Raw genomic sequence first — 22,746 nt, forward strand, 5'->3', positions numbered from 1 at the left:
TCAGGTGCCGCAGAAGGTCCGGTAGCCGACGCCGCCGCCCGCGGGCGCCTCCGCGAAGGCGGCGTGATCCGGCTGGTCGTCGTAGGGGCGGGCCAGCACGGCGAGGAGCGTCGCGAACGGCGCGAAGTCGTCCCGCTCCACGGCGGCCTCGATCATCGCCTCGACCCGGTGGTTGCGCGGGATGAAGGCCGGGTTCTCCCGGCGCATCGCGGCGGCCGTCTCGGCCGGGTCGCGCGCCTCCTGCGCCAGCCGCGCGCGCCAGTCGGCCGCCCAGGCATCGTAGCCCGTCGGATCGACGAACAGGTCGCGCACGGCCGCGTCGGCCTCCGGCCGCGCCGCGGCGGCGCAGAGATGGCGGAACGTCAGGGTGAAGTCGGCCTGGTTCTCGGCCATGCGCTTGAGGAGGTCGCCCGCCAGCGCGGCGTCGCCCTCCCGGGTCTCGGCGAGGCCGAGCTTGCGGGCGAGGCCGCCGTGATAGGCAGCCTCGAAGCGCGGCGCGTAGGTGGCCAGCGCCGCCTCGGCCTCGGCGACCGCGGCGTCCTCGCCCTCGGCGAGGAGCGGCAGCAGGGTCTCGGCGAGGCGGGTCAGGTTCCAGAGCGCGATCCGCGGCTGCTGGCCGTAAGCGTAGCGGCCGTTGCGGTCGATGGAGCTGTAGACCGTCCGGGGATCGTAGGCGTCGAGGAACGCGCAGGGCCCGTAATCGATCGTCTCGCCCGCGACCGACATGTTGTCGGTGTTCATCACCCCGTGGACGAAGCCGACGTGCAGCCAGCGGGCGACGAGGCCCGCCTGGGCCGCGACGACGCCCTCCAGCAGCGCCCGGTAGGGATTGCCGGCGCCGGCGGCGTCCGGATGGTGCCGGGCCATGACGTGGTCGGCGAGCGCCCGCAGGCCCTCGACGTCGCCCCGCGCCGCGAAGAACTGGAAGGTGCCGACCCGGATGTGGCTCGCCGCCACGCGGGTGAGGACCGCGCCGGGCAGGAGCGTCTCGCGCACCACCGGCTCGCCGGTCGTCACGGCGGCGAGGGCCCGGGTGGTCGGGATGCCGAGCGCCGCCATGGCCTCGCTGACGAGATACTCGCGCAGGACCGGGCCGAGCGCCGCCCGCCCGTCGCCCCGCCGGGAGAACGGCGTCGGGCCCGCGCCCTTCAGCTGGATGTCGCGGCGGTGCCCGTTGCGGTCGACGACCTCGCCGAGGAGGACCGCGCGGCCGTCGCCGAGCTGCGGCACGAACTGGCCGAACTGGTGCCCGGCATAGGCCGCGGCGATCGGGTCGGCGCCGTCCGGGACGGCGTTCCCCGCGAGCGCCGCGACGCCGTCCGGGCCGGCGAGCCAGTCCGGGTCGAGGCCGAGCTCCTCGGCGAGCGCCCGGTTCAGCCGGACGAGGCGCGGCGCCGCCACGGGCGTCGGCGGCCGGCGGGCGTAGAAGCGCTCCGGCAGGCGGGCGTAGCTGTTGTCGAAGGGGAGTGCCGTCATCGTCGGGATCTATGGAGAGCGGGGTCGGGGGGCAAGCGGCGCCCGTCGCGGGCGCGGGCTCAGACGGTGCAGTCGACGCCCGTGAGGGTCTCGGACATCGACCAGAGCCGCGCGGCGGCGGCGGAATCGCGGGCCTGCGCGGCGATGTCGGCCCGGGCCGGGTGGCCGTGCAGCTCCCAGATCCCGTCGGGACCGTAATAGGCGCCGCCCTCGGCCTCCTGCGCGGTGGCGGCGAAGAGCAGCGGCAGCGCGCCCCGCGCCGCGGGCTGGCCGATCACCGCGAAGATCAGGTGCCCGGCGAGGCGCTGCACGGGGCCGGCCCGGTCGCCGCGGCGGAACACGTCCGTCCGGGCGGCGCCGGGATGGACCGGGATCGCGCGGATCGGCGCCCCCGCCGCCTTCAGGCGCCGGTCGAGCTCGAGCCCGAACATCAGCATCGCGAGCTTAGACTGCCGGTAGGCCGTCTGAGGCCCGTAGGAGCGCTGGAGCTGGAGGTCGTCGAAATGGATCCGCCCCGGCCGGTGGGCGAGGCTCGCCACCGGGACGATCCGGGAGGTCACCCGCGCGGGGATCAGGGGCAGGAGCAGCCCGGTCAGCGCGAAATGGCCGAGATAGTTGGTGCCGAACTGGCGCTCGAACCCGTCCACCGTCTCCTCGCGCCGCGGCACGGAGGCGATGCCGGCATTGAGCAGCAGGACGTCGACGGGCCGCCTGTCCGCGCGGCAGGCCTCACCGAAGGCGCGCACGGTGGCGAGGCTCGCGGTGTCGAGGTGGCGGAAGGCCAGCCGCGCCTCCGGGTGGCGGTGCCGGATCGACGCCATGGCGCGCTGCGCCTTGTCCCCGTCGCGGGCGGCGAGGGTCACCGCGGCGCCGGCCCCCGCGAGGGCGAGGGCCGCCGCGTAGCCGAGCCCGCTGGTCGCGCCGGTGACGATCGCGTGCCGTCCGGCCTGGCTCGGCATGTCGCGGATCGTCCACCGGGTCCGGGTCATCGTCGCGCCTCTCCGCTCCTCGGCTAATCCGCCGGGCGCGGGGTTGTTCGCGGCCGGACCCGCCCTCAGGCGTCGGCGGGCCGGATCGTCTCGATCGCGTCGAGCGCCTCGATCCTCCGGGCGGCCGGATCGCGCGCGGCCGGATCGGCCGTCGGCCCGCGCCGCCGGGCCCGGCAGGCCAGGGCCGCGAAGGCCAGGAGGCCGCCCGCCAGCACGTCCGGCAGGTAATGGCCGCCCGACCCGAGGGTCGCGACGATCACGGCGGCGTTGAGCAGGGCGGCCAGGGGGCCGAGGAGCGGCACCGGCGCCAGCGCCCAGGCCGTCAGGAGCGCGAGGCAGACGTGGAAGGACGGGAAGGTCGCGAGGCCGCGCAGGTCGCCCAGCGCCAGCGTGTGCAGGGTGCCGGCCCGCAGCCGCGCCACCGGCTCCAGGTGCCAGAGCGCGCCGACCGTCTCGAGGGGCTCGGACGGGACGACCCGCGGGGCGTAGTGGGCGTAGGGGCCGAGCGCCGGCAGAAGGGCGGCGAGGACGATCACGCACAGCAGCGTCGCGGCGAACAGCCGGATGTAGGTCCACAGCCGGCCGAGCCGGCGGGTCGCGCTCAGCGCGATCACCACGAGCCCAACCTGCGGGCCGCTGGAATGGTAGGCGAGCGCCAGCCACCACGACAGGGTCGGATGCCGCGCCAGGAAGGCCACGTGGCCCGTCCAGTCGAAGCCGAGGGCGGTCTCGATGCGGGCCAGCGCGGGATCGACGAAGGGCAGCCCGATCCCGGCGGCGAGGAAATGCAGGACCGCCACCGGCACCGTGAAGGCGATGAGGAACGCGCTCGCCAGGGCCATGCCGCGCAGGGGCGGGTCGGACTTCACCGTGCTCAGGCAGGCCGCGGCGAGCAGCAGGACGAGGACGGCCAGGCCGGCGAGGCCGAAGCCCAGGGGCTCGGCGGCCATGCCGGACGCCGCCATCCAGACGGCGTCGACCGCGATGATCGCCAGAGTCAGTGCCCAGAGACGCGGGTCCGGCGCGGCGATGCCGGTGCTGTGCCGGCGCAGCGGACGCAACCAGGGACGGGCGGGGCTTCGAACGGGGACGATGGGCTCGCGGCCGGCGTGAACGACCCGGTCTGGACGCATGATCCGGCTCACCTCGCCCGACAGGGCCGATGCTTGGCCGCGACGAGGCTCGGCCGCGACAGGGACAGGCCCGTCGGCCGCACAGGTCGACGGGCCGATAGGGTGGGGTTGCGGTGCGGGCGTTACCGGCCGGTCGTCGGGGCATCCCCGGTGGCCGGCGGCTTGCCGGTGCCGACCTCGCCCTCCGTCGGCGGCACGGCGGACGGGTGGGTGACGGCCTCCGTCGCGGTCTTGCCCGGATCCTTCGTGTCGGCCGCCGGCTTCGGCGCGGTCTCCGCCGGAGGCGTCGCCCCGGCTCCGGGCCGATCCTGCGCCCGGGCTGCGGCCGGAAGGGCGGCCAGCATGGCGGCGGCGAGGAGAAGGGCGGGGATCGATCGGGTCAAGCTTGGCTCCGTCGCGCGCGGTCGGGCGTTCAACCGGGCCAACGGCTGGCCGCAGGCGTCGTTCCGACGCGCGCCAGCCGGGGGACGGGCCCGCACGGGCCGGGCCAGTATCGGGCTGGCCGGTATCGGGCTGGCCGGTCCGGGACCGGCCGGGAGGTGACGGGTGGGCCCGGCGAGGCCGTGCCCGATCCCGTCATCTCAGGTCTTGGCGCGGGGGCGCCGGCAGAGCGCGCCGGAGCGCGCGGCCGGGGCCCTCACGCCTCCGCGGTGGCCTTCCGGGTCTTGCGGCCCTTGGTGGCCTTCGTGCCGGCGCCGGCATCCGCCGCGACGGAGTCCGCGGACTCGCTCCGCTTGGCGGCCGGGCTGCGGCGCTTGTGGCCCAGGCCGGCATTGCGGGCGAACTCGGCGCGCATCGCCGAGTAGTTGGACGCGGTCGTCGGATAGTCCGGCGGCAGCCCGTAGCGCTGCCGGTACTGCTCGATCGTCATGCCGTTGCCGGTGAGATGCCGCTTCAGCGTCTTGTACGGCTTGCCGTCGATGAAGCTGATCAGGGCGTCGGGCGTGATCGACTTCTTGATCTGCGCGGGCGTCGCCTTCTTGAATTCCGGCTCGGCCGAGGCCGTCGTGTGTCCGAGACCGGCCAGCGCAGCGTGAACGCCGGACAGGAGCGACGGGAGGTCGGGAACCGGAACGGAGTTGTTGGCGACATAAGCCGAAACAATATCGGCGGTCAGCTCGACGAAATCGATCGGGTCCTGATGCGGTGCAGGATTGCTATCTTCCATGGGCGCCTCTCACGTGTGAGTGGTCCATGAACGTGGATTCGCTTCTCGACAGTCAAGTCCTTATCTGCACGAAGATAACCCATTATGCCTGTTATCTACCGAATGGAGAGGCGAATACCAACATAGATCAGTGGCGCTCTTCGTGCCGGATCTTTCCGCCGCCGCAGGCCGACCTGCCGGGTCTCGGGGTGCTTCCCGCCGCCGCCGGCCAACCGGACCGGGGCGGGCTCTTCAGAAAGCGTTAACCCTGCCATGGTGACTGGCTGGGTCGCTCCGGCTTTGGGGGTAAGAAGCCGAACGACAGGCGGGCCGAGCCCTGCCCCTCCATGCTCGGCCCGCGCCCTCGCGCCGCGGCGACGCTCAGGCGTTGGCCGCGGTTCCGATCGGTGTGGTGATGGCGCCGCGCGTCCCGGGCGGGACGACGGCCTGCAGGACCCGCGCGGGCCCGGCTGCGTAGTCGGCCCGGTAGCTGCGCTCCAGGGTCATCAGCGTGCGCATCGGCGCCTCGGCCAGGTCGAGGAGGCGGGCATCGCGCCAGCGCAGCTTGGTGAGGCCGGAGCGGCTGAACCACCGCGGCCTCTCTTCCTCGACGAGCAGGACCAGCTTGCCCGTCCACGTCTTGCGAAACCAGAACCGTCCCGTGAGCTTGGCCGCGCCGAACATGCAGCACCTCGCGTGAGAGCCCCTCCAGGCAACGCGGGCCAAGCTCGGCGGTTTCCGCCGGAAGCCCGTCGGCCGGCACCGGACCGGCGCCGGGGTCATGCACGTGCGACATGGGCGCGGTGACGGCCCGCGCCGCGACGCCGCGCGCCGTCCGCACGCGGCGTCGCGGCGGACCGGGCCCGCCGCGGCTCAGCCGCAGGTGCGGTCGCCCAGATCGCGGTCGCCCAGATCGCGGTCGCCCAGATCGCGGCTGGCCAGGGTGGTGCCGGTCACGGCGGTCCCGGTCACGGTGCCGCCCGCGAGGGAGCGGTCGGCCAGGATCGCGAGCGGGCGCCCCGCCAGGGCGCCGACGAGGCCGGCGGCGGCCTTGACGAGGAAGTCGTCGAATCGGCCGTGGCGCGTTCCGGTGAGGGTCTGGCCGGCTTCCAGGCCACCGGCCAGGACGACGCTGCCTGCCAGGATCCAGAGCCAGTGCCGCGGGTAGGCCACCGTCATGAGCAGCCCCGCCACCGCGTAGGCGGCGATGCGCTCGAAGCTCGGATTGGCCGTGACCACGGGGCGGAGGCCGATCGGCACCAGCGTGACCGCGGCGATCAGCGCCACCAGGCTCCAGGCCGCGACCCGTATCAGGCCGTGCCACTGCGCGTTCGATCTCAGCATCGCGGAAACGTAACCTCACGGCGACGGCGGCCGCGTACACCGATGGCGCGCCGCCGGGCGTATCATAACGACGGCCGGGGACCGGAACATCTGATCATGCGTGGTACTCTGGTCGTCGCGACCCTTCTCGCCTTCTCGGCGATGCCGGCCGCCATCGCGGCCAACCCGGTCCGCGACGTGCTCTGGGTGGCGCTACAGGGATGCGTGCTCGCCAAGAAGGCCGCGGGCCGGAGCTTTCCCTGCCTCGCGGTCGATCTCGGCGACGCGGCGCGCCCGGGCACGGCGGTGCTGCGCGCGCCGGGCCAGCCCACCCACACGGTGGTGATGCCCACCGACAGCGTCTCGGGCATCGAGGCCCCCGTGCTCCAGGGGCCGCGGGGGGCGGCCTACTGGCGGGCGGCGCTCGCGGCCCGGCACTACGTGTCGGACGCGCTGCAGGGCCGTCTGCCCCCGTCCGCGGTGGGCCTGGAGGTGAATTCCGTGGGCGGCCGCAGCCAGGATCAGCTGCACATCCACCTCGACTGCATGCGCCGGAGCGTCATGGCGGCCCTGAAGGCCCACGGCGACGCCGTCGGCGAGAGCTGGGCCCCGTTCCCGGTGCCGCTCGAGGAGGTGCCCTACGTCGCCATGCGGGTCCCGGCGGACGCGGTGGCGGCGTTCAACCCGTTCGCCGCGCTGGCTGGCGTGCCCGGCTGGCAGGGCCGCCTGCACGACGCGAGCTTCGCGGCGGTGGAGGCGGATCCCGGCGATCCGCGGGGCGGGATGGTCCTGCTGGCCTATCGGGAGCCGGACGCCAGCGCCGAATACCTGATGGATCACAGCTGTCGGATGGCCAAGCACGGCCGGTCCGGCTGACCGGCCGCCGCGCCGAGCCGCGGCCACTGTTGCTGCTACGTTCTATCCCCCCGGGGCGCGAATCGGGCATAGAGCGATCATGCGCATGCCGGTGCTCAGCTTGTCCGCGATGCTCCTCCTGGCCACCGGACCTGCGGTTGCGGGGCCGGCCGCCGGGGCGGCCGATCCGGCCGAGCTGGAGCGCGCCTGGCACCGCTGCCTGCGGGACGCCTCGGGGCATCAGCCGACGGGGCAGAGCCGCGCCGGCGACGAGCGCAACGCCCTCGACGAGTGCAAGACCCGCGAGGATGCCCTGGTGTCGGCCCTGATGTCCGGCTCGCGCCCGGCGGACGCGCGCACCGGCACGGTGTGGTCGCGGACCTGGGCGGCGTTCGTGGAACCGCTCACCGCGTGGTTCGGCGCGCTGCGGCGCTGAGCGCGCCGCGGCTCCGGACGGACTCACCAGTGGGTGGCGGGATGTCAGGCCCCGCCGATGCCGGTCGTCACCGTGCCGGTGCCTCGGCACTCGGAGCACTGCGCGTCGGCGACCTTGCCGGTGCCGCCGCAGGTCCGGCACAGGTTCTCGCCGGTGCCCGGCGTGCCGGGCGGCGCCTCGTCCCCGGGTTTGCGCGGATCCGTCTCGGCCATAGTCTGCCCTCTTCGAACGCTCCGTCCTGACCGGCAAACCGGGCCGGTCCGGCGCTGTTCCCGGTCACGCGCGTCGCCGAGGCCCGGTGCCTCCCGCGGCGTCGCACCGCGCACGGCCCGGCGAACCGCGGACCGCGCGGGCCGTTGGCCGACCATGAGCGATCAGACCTCCAAGCCGCACCCGGCGTCGCACCCGGATCCCGTCACCGAGGCGCGCCGGCGCGAGATGGCGACCGAGCACCTCCTGTTCGGAACGATGCGGTTCCTGGCGCGGCAGCATCCGGAATTGCTCGACGAGCTCGAGGGCAGCCTCGGCCACCTGTGGGATACGGTCGAGGGCGAGGCGCGGGACGATGAGGCCGTGCGCACCATCGCCCGGCGCATGCTCAAGGGGCTGCGGGCCGAGCAGTGATCGGCCCGGCCCGGCTCACCGCTGCGCGGCGTCGGTCACCTTGATGGTCGGGATCATCGCCACGGCCTGCGCGGTCACGCGGTCGAACGTCTCCCCGGTCAGGCCGCGCTCCGTCGCGAGCTTCCGGATCCGTTCCGCGTGCTGCGAGAGGGTCAGGCCGTAATAGGTCTTCTCTGCCGCCTGTTCGACAGACTCGTTTGCCACGTGTTCGCTCCTGTTCATGGTTGGTGAGGCGGGCTGATTTGGGCCAGGGCGGCCGCCGCTTCAAGCCCCGGCCGCGGCCACGGCGCCCCGGCCATGAGCCGTGGTCATGGCGCGGTCGTGCCGACGCCCGGCCGCCGAAGGGCGCTCAGCGGTTGCAGCCGATGCAGATGCCGCGGGTGATCGCGTCGTTACGCTGCTCGACGGCGTCCCGGCGCTCGATGCTGCCGGTCTCGTTCGGGCCGAGGGCGCCGGGATTCGGCACGGTCTGGCCGGTCGCGGCGGTGTGGGGCGCCTTGGCGGTGGTGGCGGGGCCGCCGCCGGTGCCCGTCTGGCTCACGGGATCGGCCCAGGCGGTGACGGGGGCCAGAATCAGGGCGGCGGCCATGGCGAGAGTCGCGGATCTGCGCATGTGAAGCTCCCAGCACTGCGTACGTCGGACTGTGCGGAACTGACGCACGCGCGCGCGAGAAGTTCCCGCCCACGCGCTTCCGCGGGCGCGATCGCCGCCGCGGAGGCGCGTCTTTCGGCGAGCGAATGCGGCGGTTCACCTTCGGGCGTACGGCTAAGCCATTTTGAGAACTGTCTTCGCTTCCGAATTCGCGAATCGTGGTGCTGTAACATTCGGAGGCGTACGTCATGAACCCGACCGTCAAGGCCGTGCTGCTGAACGAGCGGGCCACCGTGCTCTCGGCCATCGCGGCGCGTCAGGGCACCGTCTCCGACCTCCTGGTGCAGATCAACGGCGTCGAGAACGACATCTGGCGCCTGCGCCACCGCCTCATCGACATCGAGGCGTACCTGATCGGGCATCGCGTCGAGCTGCCGGAGGCCGCCGAGGAGCAGAGCGAGGCCGCGGACGGGACGGAGGTCCTGGTCCCGCGCAGTGCCGGGCCGCAGGCCGCGCCCCGGACGGTCGAGGTGATCGGCCTGCCGACCTGCAAGCCGCTCGGCGATTTCGTCCGCCCGAAGACGTCCGCGCGGAAGGCCCAGGCGGCGGCCGCGTCCCGCCAGATCGAGACCGCCTGAGGTCGCCGGGGGATCACGCCCATGCACCGCATCCGCAACGGCCTGCGGCGGAGGTCCGCGCCGCCGGTGCCGGCCCTGCCCGAGAGCCTGACGCGCTTCGTGTCGCCGCCCGTTCCCGGGGCCGGATGGATCACCGCGCCGCTCCGGGACATCGGCATGGCGCTGCTGGTCGGCGTCGTGGTCGCGCTCGTCGGCGGCCGGATCCTCGAAGCCTGGTAGCCGGTCCTGACTGTATCCCGGCCATGGCCTATGAGGATCGGTGAGGATCCCGAGGGGGTGGACGGATGGGCGACGGCAGCGGCGCGCCGAGCGCGAAGATCGCGGAGGTTCAGCGCCTCGCCACGGCGCTCGCGGCGCGGGTGCGCTACGCGCAGCTGGTGGGCCGCCCGGTCTACGAGGCGCAGATCGCCGCGCTGGTCGGCGCGGCGCGCCTGATGGACGAGGAGAGGGCACCCTGGCCGCCGATGGTGGAGGAGGTGCTGACCGAGCTCGCCCGCACGATCGAGGGGCCCGATCCCGAAGGCGTGGCGGCAGGAGACGCGGCGGGCGATCCGGCGAAGGACTTGCCCGGAGAGCCTTGAACGCACCGCCGCCGTCGCCACCCTTGTACCGATCATCACGCGATCGAGGGCAGGGACGCGATGGAGCAGGACACGCCGGGCGACGATCGGACGGCCCGAACGATCGCCGAGAACGTCTACGCCGCCTACTGGCGCCAGGCCGCCGGCGCCGATCATCCGCAGATCGAGCAGACCTGCCTCGCGCGTCTCGCGGAGGCGATCCGGCCCGAGATCCCGGGCGGATCGCCCGGCGCGATCATCGAGGCTGCCAACGCCGTCCTCGATGCCCTGGAGCAGCAGAACCCGGGTCTCCGCGGGCCCCGCGTCAGCGCCCTGAACCGGGCGGACGGGTCGGTCGCGATGGGCCGCGCCGGCGCCTGACCCGGCCGGGTCGTCCCGGCCTCGGGCCATCTGCGAACCTGCTCTGCGCGGCCGGCGGTCCATGGTTGGCCAACCGGGTGGTCCCGGCCCTGCTCCGGGCCGGTGCGGGGCCGGAACTTCGCGGCGAGGGGCTGATTGATCAGGAAGCCGGCACGGGGATCCGCGCCCGTCGCCGCCGTGCGACGATCGCCTCCGGTCGCAGTCCCGCAACACGCTCGCGTCGTGAAGTCGATGGCCGCATGATCCTGAGCCTGCAGGCCGTGCAGGTCGCGACCGGCAGCGACGATGCCGAGAGTCAGCTCGTCTTCGCGGACGGGTATCTGGTCGCGGTCCTCGTCCGTCTCTCGGCGCAGCACGACGACGATGCCGGGAAGTGGTTCCTGGAAGTCGGGTTCGGCCCGGTCGAACCCGTCGCGCCGCCGCTGTTCGCGGACCTGCCGGCGGCCCGGGCCTGGATCATGCGGCAGCTGATCGCCGCGGCCTGACCGAGACGACGGCCATCCTCAGGACGGCGTCCCGAGCCAGCGGAGGGAGCGCTTCAGGCGCGCCGCACCGTCCGCCGCGAACCAGAGGCCGTGCGCGAACACGACGCGCTCGGGTGCCAGGCCGACGAGATCCCAGGCCGCCCGCGCGGCGTCGCGCCGCCGGAGCTTGATCACGAGGCGCAGATAGGGGGGCGGCTCGCCGTGCGGCGGCGTCATGCGGGCGAGGCGCAGGAACGGCCGCAGGAACGCCGGCATCTTCGCGGGTTCCAGGTTGAGGACGAGGTCGGTCAGGATCAGGGTGCGGCTCGCGCCGTGGAAGAACGCGACCTCCCGGAACCCGAACCCGCCCGGCACGACGAGTTGGCGCAGGTCCGCCGCCCAGTCGGGTGGGGACGCGTCCTCCAGGACCCGGTCGACGCGCAGGCCGGAGCGCCGGACCTGACGACGCTCGCGCAGGTTGGGGGCTGCCCAGGTCAGAGCCTCCGGACAATGGGCCTGCCAGTCCTTCAGGAAGGTCCAGTGGGCGATGTTGGGCGCGACCAAGTGGCGGATCGGTCCGAGCGCCGCGATCGCGCGGTGCAGGCCCGCGTCGAAGCGCGTGGGCGAGTGCAGCCAGAGCGCTCCGTCGCCGAGCCGGACGACCGTCATCCGGACCGGCAGGGGAATGCCGAGGGCGCGGAGCGGCCCGCTGTCGACGATCCAGACGCCGTCGGCCACCGGCTTGAGCACGTCGAGGGGCGGATAGGTCGCTTCGGGCAAATCCCGCTCTCTTCCTCAGCCACGGGACGGCACGGCCCCGCACCTGTGCAACAGCGGAGCCGCGGCGGATTTCCCGGATCGATCGCCGCAGGCCCGGCGCGCCTCAGGCCCGCGCGCAGTCGGGCGCGACCGGCTCCATCGGCGGGACCGGGACGGCGCGCAGCAGCGCGATCGCGAGACCGAAGATCGTCAGCACATCGCAGGTCAATCCGAAGACCGAGCCGACCAGGAGATTGTGCCCGGCCCAGCACAGGGAGGCGCCGAGGAAGAGCTGGCGCATCGTCTGCGGCGCCGCCTGGAGGCGCGCGCCGGTGGCGAGCAGCGAGCCCGTCGCCGCGCAGGCCGACGGCCACCCGTTCCACGTGGCCACCGTCAGGCACGCCGCCGCCAGGGTGCTCGCGGCGAAGACGGGCGGGACCCAGCCGCTCCGGCCGGGCGCGCCGACGCAGCGGAGGGAGACGAGGCTCTGCAGCACCGAGATGGCGCACATCGCCGTCCCGGTGAGCGCCCCGAGCGTGAGGTAATGCGCGCCGAAGCAGGCGGCGCAGGCCGCCGAGGCCGCGAGGATCCAGGTCCGCCGCGGCATCACCCCCGCAGTAAAGCCCAGGATCAGGCCCAGGGACCCGAACAGATCGAGATGCGTCGCGGCGGCGGCGGACCAGGAATACAGGTAAGATGCGGCGTTCATCGTGCGCGACCGGCCGGCGCGGAGGCGCCGTTTCAGTCGATCGCGCTAGGATCGCGCGGTAATCGGATGGTTAACGCCGTCCTAGGCGACGATCACGGTGCGGCGAGCGTGGCCGCGCTGCCGCACCGCGACCCCGCGCGCCCTGCGAGTGCCCCCGACCCTTCGATCGTCGAACGATCGAGATCTCGGTCGCGGTCACGCAAGTATTCATTCGGATTTTGATCTATGAGACACGGGATTAACATAGATCAAGAGCCGATCCGGCTGTGTTCGACGGGGAACAATGCGCGCAGCCTCCGGTTTCCCGGGCATTCAAGTCGGGACGACACCGCGGCCGGTCGGGCGGGGGTGTGTGCGCGCGCCCGATATCGGTGGTGTGAACCAACGCTCACATGCAGCTTCCCACGAACGACGATCATCATCCCGTCGCCGCACGGTTCCGGGACTTCATCCAGCATGCGCCGTTTCCCTGCGTCGGCGCCAAATCCGCCCTCTCGCGCGGCCAGATGAAGATCGTGGTCGCCAGCGACATCACCTCCGACCGGGACGATGCCCGCATCTACCCGGCCCTGCTCGCCTTCATCTGTCGGTACCGCGCGCAGCCGAGCCTGTTCCAGAGCTTCGCGGTGCTGTTCGAGGGACCGGGCACGCTCTCGGAGGAGGCCTTCGAGGCGGCGCTGTGGCAGCGGGTCCAGTCGCTCTCCGACACCGATCGGTGCCTCGGTCAGGCCTACGATCCCCGCGTCGCCTCCGACCCGGACGACCCGCATTTCTCGCTGAGCCTCGGCGGCCAGGGCTTCTTCCTGGTCGGGCTGCATCCCGGGGCGAGCCGCCGGGCCCGGCGCTTCGAGACGCCCGCCCTGGTGTTCAACCTGCACGACCAGTTCGAGCGGCTGCGCGCGGAGGGCCGCTACGAGCGCCTGCGCGCCGCGATCGTCGACCGCGACGCCGCCTGGACCGGGACGATCAACCCGATGCTCGCCCAGCACGGCGAGAGCTCGGCGGCCCGTCAGTTCAGCGGGCGCGCCGTTCCCGACGACTGGGCCTGCCCGTTCCGCCGCGGGGAGGCGACCCCGACCTGGGACGCCCAGCAGGTCGCCGCCGACCTCGCATCGGGCGCCTTCGTGATGCGCCAGATGGACAGCTGAGGGCCGACCGATGACGCGTTCCGTTCCGATACCCGTTCCGTTTCCCGAGGACGAAGAGGCGGTGCTGTCGCTGGCGCGCGCGCTGCGCGAGACCGGCTACACCTTCACCACGGTGACCCCGGCCAGCCATGCGCACGTCAACGCCCGGCCGCGGAACGCCGAGGCCCGGAGCCTGCGCGACGTGTTCGGCTGGAGCCGGCCGTTCCGCGCCGACGTGGTCCCGGAGCCGATCTTGCGCCTGATGCGGGCGGCCGGCGCCGTGATCGAGGACGGCCCGCTGCTGCGGCCGACGCTGCGCTTCTCCAGCCTCGACGGCGAGCTGTTCGCCCATTCCGCGTATCCCCCGAGCGCGGCCGACGCGGTGTTCTTCGGTCCCGACACGATGCGCTTCGCCGCGGCGGTGATCGCGCATCTCGAGGGGCGGTCGCGGCCGGTGCGGCGCGCAGTCGATCTCGGCTGCGGCTCGGGCGCGGCCGGGATCTGCGTCGCCAAGAGGGCGCCGGGCGCCGAGGTGGTGCTCGTGGACATCAACCCGGCGGCCATGCGGGCGGCGCGCGTCAACGCCCGGCTCGCCGGGACCGACGGGGTCGACGTCCGCCGCAGCGACATGCTGCGCGACGTCGAGGGCCAGTTCGACCTCATCGTGTCGAACCCGCCCTTCATGATCGACACGGCGGAGCGGGCCTACCGGCACGGCGGCGGCCCCCTCGGGGCCGGGCTGTCGCTCGCGGTGGCCGAGCAGGCGGCCGGGCGGCTCGCGCCCGGCGGCAGCCTCGTCCTGTTCACCGGCGCGGCGATCGTCGACGGGGAGGACCCGTTCCGCGACGCCGTGGCCGACCTCTGCGGCCGGGCCGGGCTGGACTGGACCTACCGCGAGTTCGACCCGGACGAGTACGGCGAGGAGCTCGCGACCGACGCCTACGACGCGGTCGAGCGGCTCGCCCTCGTCATCCTGACCGCCACGCGCCCGGTGACCCGGCCATGACCAGCAGCCTGACCGACAGCTTGACCGACACCTTCCTCCGTGACGCCCTCGCGGGCCTGACCGCCGAGCCGAAGACGCTGCCGGGAAAGTATCTCTGGGACGAGACCGGCTCGGACCTGTTCGACAGGATCTGCCACAGCTCCGACTACTACCCGACGGCGCAGGAGATGACCGTCCTGCCGCAGGTCGCCGCCGACGTGGCGCGCCGAGTGCCGCCGGGGGTGACCGTCGTGGAGTTCGGCAGCGGCGCAAGCCGCAAGATCCGCACGCTCCTCGACGCGCTGCCCGACCCGGCGGCCTACGTGGCGATCGACATCTCGGGGGCGTACCTCGAGGCCGCGATCCGGCGGCTGGCCGTCGATTACCCCGGCATCCCGATGATCCCGGTCTGCGCCGACTACTCGCAACCGGTGCAATTGCCGCACGAGGCGGGGCCGGGCGGGATCCTGGGCTTCTATCCGGGAACGAGCATCGGCAACTTCGACCCGCGCGAGGCCCGGCTGTTCCTCGAGCGCGCGCGCGCGACGCTGGGGCCGAGCCTGTTCCTCGTCGGCGCGGACGGCACCGCCGACCCGGACCGCCTGCAGCGCGCCTACGGGCGCGCCGACGGCCTGATGGCCGCGTTCCACGGCAACATCCTGACGCGGCTGAACCGGGAGCTCGGCGCCGACTTCGACCGCGAGAATTTCCGGCACGCCGTCCGGATCTGCCCGGACCCGCTGCGGGTGGAGGCCCACCTCGTCGCGACGCGGCCGGCCACCTACCGGCTGGGCGGCCGGACCATCGCGTTCGCGGCCGGGGAGAGCGTCCGGACCGACACGTCGCACAAGTACCCGGCGGACGCCTTCCGGGCGCTCGCGGCCGAGAGCGGCTGGCAGCCCCGCGCCCTCTGGACGGGCGAGGGCGGAGACTTCAACCTCCACCTGCTGCAGGCGGAGGCCTGATCCGGCTCGGAGCCCTGGTGCCGCCGCGCTCTCTCGCGCCGAGCCGGCATCCGCCTCGGCGGCGAGCGCTCTAGACGGCCTCGATCGGCGCGTGCTTGCCGTCGTGGGCGGAGCCCGAGTCCATGCTCCGCGTCTCGCCGGCCTGCCGCTGATCGCGGGCCGGCGGCGGGTAATCCGTCAGCGGGCGCCAGGGGGCGGACGGAGTGCCGAGGCGCGCGCCGGACGGCCGCATCGACATCCAGATCGCGACGGCCATCCACGGGACGACGAAGAAGACGAAGGCAGCGAGCCCCACGGCGATCCTCCACAGAACGGTGACGCCGGGAGAACGCCCGAACGGCGGCCCCGGATCCGACGCGATCGGGCCTGGAGCCCGGCGCGGTCAGAACCTACAAGGATGGGCCGCTCGGCCGGACCCTCCGGACCTGATCGGCGGCCCCGCCGGGCGCGACCCGCATCGCCCGGCCCGGACACCGTCGCGGCGACGCGCAGCCTGCTGGAGCGAGCAATGGCAGATCTTTCCGGAAAGACCGTCCTGGTCACGGCGGCGGGGCAGGGGATCGGGCGCGCCAGCGCGCTCGCCTTCGCCCGCGCCGGGGCGCGGGTCCACGCCACCGACATCAACGCCGACGCCCTGGCGGCGCTGCGCGCCGACAACCTCAGCACCGCGACCCTCGACGTGCTGGACGCGGACGCGGTCGGGGCCCTCGTCGCGGGCATCGGCGCGGTCGACATCCTGTTCAACTGCGCCGGCACCGTGCACGCCGGCACCATCCTGGAGATGCGCGACGACGAGCTCGACTTCGCTATCGACCTCAACGTCAAGGCGATGATCCGCACGATCCGGGCGGTCCTGCCCGGGATGCTGGAGCGCCGCGACGGCGCCATCGTCAACATGGCGTCGGTCGCCTCCTCGGTGAAGGGCGTGCCCAACCGCTTCGCCTACGGGGTGACCAAGGCGGCGGTGATCGGCCTGACCAAGGCGGTGGCCGCCGACTATGTCGGCCACAACATCCGCTGCAACGCCATCTGCCCCGGCACGGTGGAGAGCCCGTCGCTGCAGGAGCGCATCCGCCAGCAGGGCGACTACGAGCAGACCCGCGCGGCCTTCGTCGCGCGCCAGCCGATCGGCCGGCTCGGCACGCCCGAGGAGATCGCCGACCTCGCCGTCTACCTCGCGGGCGCGACCTACACGACCGGCCAGGCCGTCCTGATCGACGGCGGCTGGACGATCTGATCCGCCGGGGCGGGCGTCAGAACCGGGCGACCAGCGCCACGCCGCCGATCATCAGGGCGCCGCCCAGGACGCGCCAGAGGCCGGCCTCGTGGACCTTGAAGCCCACCAGGCCGTAATGGTCGAGCAGGATCGACGTGACGACGCCCGCGGTCACGATCAGCCCGAGGAAGGTGGCGGCCCCGATCCGCGCGGAGACGGAGAGCTGCGCCATCGTCAGGCCCGCGCTCATCAGGCCGCCGAGCCACGCCCACCAGGGCACCTGCGCGAGGCGGTCCGTCGCCGGCAACCCGTACTGCCCCGTCACCAGCATGGCGATGGAGATCGCCGCGACGCTGACGACGAGGCTCACCACGCCGGCGAGCAGCGGCCGCGCGAGGGACTTGGCGAGGCCCGCGTTCTGGCCCGGTTCGATCGCGGTGGCGATGCCCGCGAGCAGCGCGAAGCCGTAGAGGAAGAGCATGCTGGGATCCTGAGGGTGCGAGGCGTTCGGATCGACGGGCCCGTCAGAACGCCGCCACGAGGGCGACGCCCGCGACCATCAGCGCGCCGCCGAGGATGCGCCAGCGCCCGGCGCGGTGGCGCGCGAAGCCCACGAGGCCGTGATGGTCGAGGATGATGGAGCCGACCACGCCCGCCGTGATCACGCAGCCCAGGAACGGCGCCGCGCCGACCTTCTCGGAGATGTAGAGCTGCGCCAGGACGACCGCGGCCCCGAGGATGCCGCCCGGCCACGCCCACCAGGGGACGGGCGTGGCCGCTTCGGCCCGAGTCCGGCCGCGCAGCCGGGCGACGACCATCGCGGCGAGGAAGCAGGCGATCGCGAGGCCGAAGCAGAACAGGCCCGCCAGCATCGGCTGCCCCGTGACCTTCGCCAGCGTGGCGTTCTGGCCCGGCTCGATGGCGTTCGCGACGCCGGCCACGAGGGCGATGCCGTAGAGATACCACTTGGACAAGGCGGCGCATTCCGGAGGAGGAGAGGTCCGCGCCCGGACGGGGCGGTCTGCTGCCAAACCCGCCGCCGCGCCGGGTGACTGCATCACATCCTCGGTCCGCGCCGGGACAGATCGCCCCAGGGCCCGCCGAGGCCGCCCCGGCCGGGAACGGCGCGGTGCGGGAACGTTTGCGGCCCCTCGCGTGCTGTGCCTGTGGCAGCCCGAGTGGACGATGGACGCCCCCAGCCCGACGATCACGCCGAAGACGCAGGACCGTCAGGCCGAGCTGACCCTGCGGGGGATCGCGCTCGGCGCGGCCATCACGGTCGTGTTCATGGCCGCCAACCTCTACATGGGCCTGAAGACCGGGATGACGTTCTCGTCCTCGATCCCGGCCGCGATGATCTCGATGGGCGCCTTCCGGCTGATGGGCGGCGCCGGCATCCTCGAGAACAACATCGTGCAGACGCAGGCCTCGGCGGCCGGCACCCTCTGCAACGTCATCCTGGCGCTCCCCGGCCTCGTCCTCGTCGGCCACTGGCACGGTTTCCCGTTCTGGCAGACCACGGCCGTGTGCATGCTGGGCGGCCTGCTCGGCGTCGCCTTCTCGATCCCGCTCCGCCGCGCCCTCGTGTCGGGGAGCGATCTCCCCTATCCCGAGGGCATCGCCGCCGCGGAGGTGCTCAAGACCGGCCACGAGGAAGAGGGCGGCCACGGCCTGCGGGACCTGCTCGGGGCCGCCGCGGCCGCCGGGACGATCGGGCTCGCCACCACGGGGCTGAGGGTCCTGGGCGAGGGCCTCAACGGTGCGGTCAGCCTCGGCGGCGCGGTGTTCCGCACCGGGACCGGCTTCTCGCTGGCGCTGGTCGGCGTCGGCTACCTCGTGGGCATCGGCGCCTGCCTCGCGCTGCTGACCGGCGTCCTGATCGCCTGGGGGATCGCGGTCCCGATCCTCACCGCCCTGTCGCCCGACTCCGGCAAGTCCGCGGGCGCGGCCGCCGAGGCAATCTGGTCCGGGCAGGTGCGCCTCATGGGCGCCGGGATCATCGCGGTGGGCGGGCTCTGGACCGTGGGCTCGCTGGCGCGCCCGATCGCGGGCAGCATCCGCGCCGCCCTGTCGGGCAGCGGCGGTCTCGGCAAGGATCACCCGCGCGAGGAGCGCGACCTGCCGATCACCTGGGTCGCCGCCGCGACGCTGGGCCTGTGCGTGCCGCTCGCGATCCTGTTCGGGTTCTTCGCCGGCGCCGCCGACCTCGGCGGCCTGATGATCATGCTGGCGGTGGCCGCCACCCTGTTCACCGTCCTGTTCGGCTTCCTGATGGCGGCGGCCTGCGGCTACCTCGCGGGCCTGCTGGGCTCCTCGTCGAGCCCGATCTCGGGGATCGGCATCCTGACCACGATGGCGACCGCGCTGCTCCTGCCCCTGATCCTGGGTCACTCCGCCGGGCCCGAGGGCGACCGGTTCGTCACCGGCATGGCGCTGCTGCTGACGTCCGTGATCATCACCACCTCGTCGATCGCCAACGACAACCTGCAGGACCTGAAGACCGGGCAGGTGCTCGGCGCCACGCCCTGGCACCAGCAGGTCGCGCTCATCCTGGGCGTCGGGGTCGGCGCCGTGGTGATCGCCCCGCTCCTGTCGCTGCTCTACGAGGCCTACGGCTTCGTCGGCGCGCCCGCGCATGACGGGCAGGACGCGGGGAGCGCCATGCCGGCACCCCAGGCGGCCCTGATGACCCAGATCGCCAACGGCATCACGCACGGCGAGCTGCCCTGGACCATGGTGCTGATCGGCGCCGGACTCGGTGTGGTGCTGGTCGCCGCGGAGACCTGGCTGAAGCGGCGCGGCCTCACCTTCCCGGCCCTGACGGTCGGGATCGGCATGTACCTGCCGCTCTCGGTGGAGATGACGATCGCCATCGGCGGCATCCTCGGCTGGGTCGCCGAGCGCCGGCTGCGCGCCCGGGTCGGGGCGAAGGGAGACGCGAAGGCCGACAAGGCGGTGGGGCAGGCCCGCCGCCGGGGCGTGCTCCTCGCCTCCGGGTTCCTCGTCGGCGAGAGCTGCGTCGGCGTGCTACTCGCCGGCACCGATCTCCTGGCGGGGCACAGCGCGGCGATCGCCGTCGTCGGCAAGGATTTCGCGCCCTACGCCACCGGGCTCGGCCTCGCGGTGTTCCTGGCGGGGCTCGCCGTCTACCTGCGGATGGTCTCGCGACCGGAAGCGGCCCCGCGGGAGGCGTGACGGATCCGCCGGCGCCCCGGGCGGGTTTCCCGCAGGACGCCGTCGCCCGCGCGGCCTCGGCCTCCGCCTCGCTGGAGTTGCGCATGAGAGCGGCTGACAGAGCGGCCCACACCCGGGAACGGGTCTTCCCCCTGAGCGCCGGAATCCTGTTCGGGCTCGGCCTCGGTGGCTTCTTCGACGGGATCGTGCTGCACCAGATCCTGCAATGGCACCACATGCTGAGCAGCTGGTACCCGATCGACACGATCCCGAACCTCGAGTTGAACACCCGCTGGGACGGCCTCTTCCACAGCGCGACCTACGTCTTCGTGGTCCTCGGGCTGTTCATCCTCTGGCGCGCCGCGCACCGCACGCACCTCTACTGGTCCAGCAAGCTGCTCGCCGGGTCGCTCCTGATCGGCTGGGGCCTGTTCAACCTCGTCGAGGGCCTGATCGACCACGAGATCCTCGGCGTGCACCACGTCAACGAGCGGGCGCCGCCGGAGCAGTGGCTCTACTGGGACATCGGCTTCCTGCTCTGGGGTGGGGCCATGCTGGCCGCGGGCCTGGGCCTCGTCGTGGTCGGCAAGGGGGAGGAGGCGTCGCTGGCGCGCTCTCCCGCGTGAGGGCCGCCGGTCGCGGCCTGCGCCCGGTCCTGCCCTGGCTCGCCCTGGCGGCCGGCCTGATCCTCGCCACCCTGCCGGCCTGGCGGCCCCTGGTCTTCGGGACCGCGCTCACCGTCGAGGATCTTCTCACGCTGCGCTGCCTGACGCGCTGATCCGCGCGTCCCGGCCCGTTCCGTAGGTCCCTTCTCAGGTCCCTTCTCACGCCCCTTCGGCCGCCTCGCCGAGCAGCGTCCGGACGAACCGGCGGGTGCGCGGGTCGGCCGGCCGGGCGAAGACGTCGGCGGCCGTGCCCTGCTCGACGATATGTCCCCCTTCCAGGAACACCACCGTGTCGGCGACGCGCCGCGCGAGGCGCAGGTCGTGGGTCGCCATCAGCATGGTCGTGCCCTCGCCCGCGAGGCCGGCGAGCACGTCCACCACCTCGGCGGCGAGTTCCGGATCGAGGGCCGAGGTCGGCTCGTCGCAGAGCAGCAGGCGCGGGGAGGGGGCCAGCGCCCGGGCGATCGCCACCCGCTGCTGCTGGCCGCCCGAAAGGCTGGCGGGCCAGTCCGCGGCCTTGTGGGCGAGGCCGACGCGCTCCAGCAGCTCGAGGGCGCGCGCCCGGGCCCGGTCCTGCGGCCACTTGCCGACGGTGACGAGCCCCTCGGTGACGTTCTCCATCACGGTGCGGTGGGGGAAGAGCTGGAAGTTCTGGAACACCATGCCGGTCTGCCGGCGCACGGCGAGCACGTCCCGCCGCGCCGGCGGGTTGCCGGGCCGGAAGGTGAGGCGGATGTCGCCGAGGGTCAGCGTCCCGGACTGCGGGACCTCCAGCAGGTTCGCGCAGCGCAGGAGCGTCGACTTGCCCGAGCCCGACGGGCCGATCAGCGCCGTGACGCGCCCTTCCGGCACCGCGAGGTCAACGCCCCGCAGGACCGGGTTGTCGCCGAAGCGCTTCTCGATGGCCGACAGGGCGATCACGCGCGGGCCTCCAGGTAGCCGCCGTAGCGCCCGAGGCGCCGCTCCAGCAGCGTCTGGAGCCAGGACAGCAGCGTCGACAGGACGAGGTAGATCAGCGCCACCTCGATGTAGAGGATCAGCGGCTCGTAGGTGACCGCGACGATGCGCTGGGCCGCCTGGAACAGCTCCGGCACCGTGATGGCGGCCGCGAGCGAGGTGTCCTTCACCAGGGCGATGAAGGAGTTGGCGAGCGACGGCACCGCCACCCGCGCCGCCTGGGGCAGGATCGTGCGGCGCAGGGCCTGGACCGGCGTCATGCCGGTGGCGTAGGCCGCCTCCCACTGACCCTTCGGGATGGAGGCGATGGCGGCGCGGACGATCTCCGACGTGTAGGCGCCGACGTTCAGGGTGAACCCGATCACGGCGGCCGGGAAGGCGTCGATCAGGATGCCGGCGCTCGGCAGGCCGTAGAAGATCACGAACAGCTGCACGAGGAGCGGCGTGCCCCGGAAGATCCACACGTAGAACCAGGCCAGGGCCGCCAGGGGCCGGGGCGCGAACAGGCGCACGAGGGCGGTCCCGAGTCCCAGCGCGAGGCCCAGCGCGAAGGTGATGAGCGTCAGCGGCACGGTGAAGCGCAGGCCGGCCGCGAGCAGCGGCCCCAGCGACTGGAGCATGAGGTCGAGCCAGTGCGGCACGGGGCGGCGTCTCCTACCGGGCGATCGAAGCGAGGGGCTGTACGGGATCGGCGCCCGGGCGGGACTCGTCCGGGCGGACCCTCTGCGGACGGGTTACTTGGAGACGTCGGCCCCGAAGTACTTCTGGGCGATCGCCGCGTAGCTGCCGTCGGCCCTGATCGCCTCCAGCGCCTTGTCGATCGCGGCCTTCAGCCCCGGGTTGTTCTTGCGCATGATGATCCCGGAGGCGTCCGCGTCGGCCTGCTCGGCGGCGATCTTCACGGGGGCGTTCGGCTTCTGCTTGTGGAAGTCCAGGAACGACAGGCTGTCGTTGACGGTGGCGTCGGCGCGGCCGGTGAGGACGAGCTGGATCGACTGGTCGAAGCCGTCCGTCCCGACGAGTTCGGCGCCGGACTGCTCGGCGAGGCGCGCGAAGTTGCTGGAGAGGCTCTGGGCGGCCTTCCTGCCCTTGAGGTCGGCGAAGGACTTGATGTCGGATCGGTCCGCCCGGGTGATCAGCACGGCCCGGGCGCGGATGTAGGGCTCGGAGAAGTCGAACTTCGCCCGCCGTTCCTTTGTGATGCCGACCTGGTTGATCACCACGTCGTAGCGCTTGCCGTCGAGGCCGGCGATCAGCCCGTCCCACTTGCCCTCGAGGAATTGCGGCGTGACGCCCAGCTGCTCGGCGACCTTGCGGCCGATCTCGACGTCGAAGCCGACGAGCTGCCCGGACGCGTCGTGGAACGTGAAGGGCGCGTAGGTGCCCTCGGTGCCGATGCGCAGGGTCTTGGCGGCGCGAATCGCGTCGAGATCGTCGGCCCGCGCGGGCGCGGCGAAGGGCACGGCGAGGAGCGTAGCGACGACGAGGGCCGCGACGCGGCCGGCGGAGAAGAATCTCATTACAGTAGACCTCGAAAAGAAAGCGCTGTTCTCGCGCGGTCGCCGGGCATG

General features: G+C 73.2%; 33 protein-coding genes. 15 read left to right on the forward strand and 18 right to left on the reverse strand.

Annotated features, from left to right (window positions below):
• The 7 genes from LOK46_RS26320 to LOK46_RS26350 form a co-directional block, all read right to left on the reverse strand.
• Complete coding sequence (locus LOK46_RS26320) at positions 1-1,476, reverse strand: protein adenylyltransferase SelO (RefSeq protein ID WP_273561282.1); 1,476 nt, start codon at positions 1,474-1,476, stop codon at positions 1-3.
• Positions 1,477-1,535: 59 nt separating this feature from the next.
• Positions 1,536-2,465, reverse strand: coding sequence for an oxidoreductase (locus LOK46_RS26325; protein WP_273561283.1), 930 nt, complete (start codon positions 2,463-2,465; stop codon positions 1,536-1,538).
• 65 nt (positions 2,466-2,530) lie between these two features.
• Positions 2,531-3,598 (reverse strand): phosphatase PAP2 family protein, encoded by a 1,068-nt coding sequence (locus LOK46_RS26330; protein ID WP_273561284.1) that lies wholly within the window; start codon positions 3,596-3,598, stop codon positions 2,531-2,533.
• A gap of 122 nt (positions 3,599-3,720) precedes the next feature.
• Positions 3,721-3,981 carry a hypothetical protein gene (locus LOK46_RS26335; RefSeq protein WP_273561285.1) on the reverse strand — a complete coding sequence of 87 codons (261 nt, stop codon included), beginning with the start codon at positions 3,979-3,981 and terminating at the stop codon, positions 3,721-3,723.
• A 254-nt stretch (positions 3,982-4,235) separates the two neighbouring features.
• Positions 4,236-4,766 (reverse strand): MucR family transcriptional regulator, encoded by a 531-nt coding sequence (locus tag LOK46_RS26340; RefSeq protein ID WP_273561286.1) that lies wholly within the window; start codon positions 4,764-4,766, stop codon positions 4,236-4,238.
• Positions 4,767-5,126: 360 nt separating this feature from the next.
• A complete protein-coding gene (locus LOK46_RS26345) occupies positions 5,127-5,429 on the reverse strand; it encodes a hypothetical protein (RefSeq protein WP_273561287.1) in 303 nt (100 codons plus the stop codon).
• Between the two features lie 189 nt (positions 5,430-5,618).
• Positions 5,619-6,089, reverse strand: a complete 471-nt coding sequence (locus tag LOK46_RS26350) for a hypothetical protein (protein ID WP_273561288.1) — start codon at positions 6,087-6,089, stop codon at positions 5,619-5,621.
• A gap of 96 nt (positions 6,090-6,185) precedes the next feature.
• On the opposite strand from LOK46_RS26350, the gene LOK46_RS26355 reads away from it, so the two are divergent.
• Both LOK46_RS26355 and LOK46_RS26360 read left to right on the forward strand, forming a co-directional pair.
• A complete protein-coding gene (locus tag LOK46_RS26355) occupies positions 6,186-6,944 on the forward strand; it encodes a CDP-diacylglycerol diphosphatase (RefSeq protein ID WP_273561289.1) in 759 nt (252 codons plus the stop codon).
• Positions 6,945-7,023: 79 nt separating this feature from the next.
• Complete coding sequence (locus LOK46_RS26360; RefSeq protein WP_273561290.1) at positions 7,024-7,359, forward strand: hypothetical protein; 336 nt, start codon at positions 7,024-7,026, stop codon at positions 7,357-7,359.
• Between the two features lie 44 nt (positions 7,360-7,403).
• Here the strand turns inward: LOK46_RS26360 and LOK46_RS26365 are convergent, their stop codons facing one another.
• Entirely contained in the window at positions 7,404-7,571 is a 168-nt protein-coding gene (locus tag LOK46_RS26365) for a hypothetical protein (RefSeq protein WP_273561291.1), read from the reverse strand.
• 154 nt (positions 7,572-7,725) lie between these two features.
• Here LOK46_RS26365 and LOK46_RS26370 point away from each other — a divergent pair, with 154 nt between their 5' ends.
• Complete coding sequence (locus LOK46_RS26370) at positions 7,726-7,983, forward strand: hypothetical protein (RefSeq protein ID WP_273561292.1); 258 nt, start codon at positions 7,726-7,728, stop codon at positions 7,981-7,983.
• A gap of 15 nt (positions 7,984-7,998) precedes the next feature.
• Here the strand turns inward: LOK46_RS26370 and LOK46_RS26375 are convergent, their stop codons facing one another.
• Together LOK46_RS26375 and LOK46_RS26380 are read right to left on the reverse strand one after the other, a co-directional pair.
• On the reverse strand, positions 7,999-8,187 hold the full coding sequence (locus tag LOK46_RS26375) for a hypothetical protein (protein ID WP_012321814.1): 189 nt from the start codon (positions 8,185-8,187) through the stop codon (positions 7,999-8,001).
• Positions 8,188-8,332: 145 nt separating this feature from the next.
• Positions 8,333-8,596, reverse strand: coding sequence for a hypothetical protein (locus LOK46_RS26380; RefSeq protein WP_273561293.1), 264 nt, complete (start codon positions 8,594-8,596; stop codon positions 8,333-8,335).
• Positions 8,597-8,823: 227 nt separating this feature from the next.
• Here LOK46_RS26380 and LOK46_RS26385 point away from each other — a divergent pair, with 227 nt between their 5' ends.
• From LOK46_RS26385 to LOK46_RS26405, 5 genes are all read left to right on the forward strand, one after another.
• Positions 8,824-9,213 carry a hypothetical protein gene (locus LOK46_RS26385; RefSeq protein ID WP_273561294.1) on the forward strand — a complete coding sequence of 130 codons (390 nt, stop codon included), beginning with the start codon at positions 8,824-8,826 and terminating at the stop codon, positions 9,211-9,213.
• A 21-nt stretch (positions 9,214-9,234) separates the two neighbouring features.
• Positions 9,235-9,432 (forward strand): hypothetical protein, encoded by a 198-nt coding sequence (locus LOK46_RS26390; RefSeq protein ID WP_273561295.1) that lies wholly within the window; start codon positions 9,235-9,237, stop codon positions 9,430-9,432.
• A gap of 65 nt (positions 9,433-9,497) precedes the next feature.
• Positions 9,498-9,794 (forward strand): hypothetical protein, encoded by a 297-nt coding sequence (locus LOK46_RS26395; RefSeq protein WP_273561296.1) that lies wholly within the window; start codon positions 9,498-9,500, stop codon positions 9,792-9,794.
• 60 nt (positions 9,795-9,854) lie between these two features.
• On the forward strand, positions 9,855-10,154 hold the full coding sequence (locus LOK46_RS26400) for a hypothetical protein (RefSeq protein WP_273561297.1): 300 nt from the start codon (positions 9,855-9,857) through the stop codon (positions 10,152-10,154).
• Between the two features lie 239 nt (positions 10,155-10,393).
• A complete protein-coding gene (locus LOK46_RS26405) occupies positions 10,394-10,639 on the forward strand; it encodes a hypothetical protein (protein ID WP_273561298.1) in 246 nt (81 codons plus the stop codon).
• Positions 10,640-10,657: 18 nt separating this feature from the next.
• On the opposite strand, the gene LOK46_RS26410 is transcribed toward LOK46_RS26405, so the two are convergent.
• Entirely contained in the window at positions 10,658-11,398 is a 741-nt protein-coding gene (locus LOK46_RS26410) for a DUF4336 domain-containing protein (protein ID WP_273561299.1), read from the reverse strand.
• 103 nt (positions 11,399-11,501) lie between these two features.
• On the reverse strand, positions 11,502-12,086 hold the full coding sequence (locus tag LOK46_RS26415; RefSeq protein WP_273561300.1) for a YgjV family protein: 585 nt from the start codon (positions 12,084-12,086) through the stop codon (positions 11,502-11,504).
• 392 nt (positions 12,087-12,478) lie between these two features.
• Here LOK46_RS26415 and gntA point away from each other — a divergent pair, with 392 nt between their 5' ends.
• The 3 genes from gntA to egtD are packed head-to-tail and all read left to right on the forward strand — an operon-like array spanning position 12,479 to position 15,163.
• Positions 12,479-13,234 carry a guanitoxin biosynthesis heme-dependent pre-guanitoxin N-hydroxylase GntA gene (gene gntA, locus LOK46_RS26420; protein WP_273561301.1) on the forward strand — a complete coding sequence of 252 codons (756 nt, stop codon included), beginning with the start codon at positions 12,479-12,481 and terminating at the stop codon, positions 13,232-13,234.
• 10 nt (positions 13,235-13,244) lie between these two features.
• Positions 13,245-14,219, forward strand: a complete 975-nt coding sequence (locus LOK46_RS26425; protein WP_273561302.1) for a methyltransferase — start codon at positions 13,245-13,247, stop codon at positions 14,217-14,219.
• On the forward strand, positions 14,216-15,163 hold the full coding sequence (gene egtD, locus LOK46_RS26430; RefSeq protein WP_273561303.1) for an L-histidine N(alpha)-methyltransferase: 948 nt from the start codon (positions 14,216-14,218) through the stop codon (positions 15,161-15,163). The genes LOK46_RS26425 and egtD overlap by 4 nt, the downstream gene beginning before the upstream one ends.
• Before the next feature lie 70 nt (positions 15,164-15,233).
• Here the strand turns inward: egtD and LOK46_RS26435 are convergent, their stop codons facing one another.
• Positions 15,234-15,458 carry a hypothetical protein gene (locus tag LOK46_RS26435; RefSeq protein ID WP_273561304.1) on the reverse strand — a complete coding sequence of 75 codons (225 nt, stop codon included), beginning with the start codon at positions 15,456-15,458 and terminating at the stop codon, positions 15,234-15,236.
• Between the two features lie 213 nt (positions 15,459-15,671).
• Between LOK46_RS26435 and LOK46_RS26440 the strand changes: the two genes are divergently transcribed.
• Positions 15,672-16,400, forward strand: coding sequence for an SDR family oxidoreductase (locus LOK46_RS26440; protein WP_273561305.1), 729 nt, complete (start codon positions 15,672-15,674; stop codon positions 16,398-16,400).
• A 16-nt stretch (positions 16,401-16,416) separates the two neighbouring features.
• Here LOK46_RS26440 and LOK46_RS26445 read toward each other — a convergent pair whose 3' ends face one another.
• Both LOK46_RS26445 and LOK46_RS26450 read right to left on the reverse strand, forming a co-directional pair.
• Complete coding sequence (locus LOK46_RS26445) at positions 16,417-16,860, reverse strand: DMT family transporter (RefSeq protein ID WP_273561306.1); 444 nt, start codon at positions 16,858-16,860, stop codon at positions 16,417-16,419.
• A 43-nt stretch (positions 16,861-16,903) separates the two neighbouring features.
• Positions 16,904-17,353, reverse strand: a complete 450-nt coding sequence (locus LOK46_RS26450; RefSeq protein WP_273561307.1) for a DMT family transporter — start codon at positions 17,351-17,353, stop codon at positions 16,904-16,906.
• Positions 17,354-17,564: 211 nt separating this feature from the next.
• Here LOK46_RS26450 and LOK46_RS26455 point away from each other — a divergent pair, with 211 nt between their 5' ends.
• From LOK46_RS26455 to LOK46_RS26465, 3 genes are all read left to right on the forward strand, one after another.
• On the forward strand, positions 17,565-19,574 hold the full coding sequence (locus LOK46_RS26455; protein ID WP_273561308.1) for an OPT family oligopeptide transporter: 2,010 nt from the start codon (positions 17,565-17,567) through the stop codon (positions 19,572-19,574).
• Positions 19,575-19,657: 83 nt separating this feature from the next.
• Complete coding sequence (locus tag LOK46_RS26460; RefSeq protein WP_273561309.1) at positions 19,658-20,179, forward strand: DUF2243 domain-containing protein; 522 nt, start codon at positions 19,658-19,660, stop codon at positions 20,177-20,179.
• Positions 20,176-20,331, forward strand: coding sequence for a hypothetical protein (locus LOK46_RS26465; protein ID WP_273561310.1), 156 nt, complete (start codon positions 20,176-20,178; stop codon positions 20,329-20,331). The genes LOK46_RS26460 and LOK46_RS26465 overlap by 4 nt, the downstream gene beginning before the upstream one ends.
• 46 nt (positions 20,332-20,377) lie before the next feature.
• On the opposite strand, the gene LOK46_RS26470 is transcribed toward LOK46_RS26465, so the two are convergent.
• The 3 genes from LOK46_RS26470 to LOK46_RS26480 form a co-directional block, all read right to left on the reverse strand.
• A complete protein-coding gene (locus LOK46_RS26470) occupies positions 20,378-21,139 on the reverse strand; it encodes an amino acid ABC transporter ATP-binding protein (RefSeq protein ID WP_273561311.1) in 762 nt (253 codons plus the stop codon).
• Positions 21,136-21,816 carry an amino acid ABC transporter permease gene (locus LOK46_RS26475; protein ID WP_273561312.1) on the reverse strand — a complete coding sequence of 227 codons (681 nt, stop codon included), beginning with the start codon at positions 21,814-21,816 and terminating at the stop codon, positions 21,136-21,138. The genes LOK46_RS26470 and LOK46_RS26475 overlap by 4 nt, the downstream gene beginning before the upstream one ends.
• A gap of 93 nt (positions 21,817-21,909) precedes the next feature.
• On the reverse strand, positions 21,910-22,695 hold the full coding sequence (locus LOK46_RS26480; RefSeq protein WP_273561313.1) for an amino acid ABC transporter substrate-binding protein: 786 nt from the start codon (positions 22,693-22,695) through the stop codon (positions 21,910-21,912).
• Between the last annotated feature and the right edge of the window lie 51 nt (positions 22,696-22,746).

It is taken from the genome of Methylobacterium sp. NMS14P, assembly GCF_028583545.1.
In the GTDB taxonomy this organism is placed as follows: domain Bacteria; phylum Pseudomonadota; class Alphaproteobacteria; order Rhizobiales; family Beijerinckiaceae; genus Methylobacterium.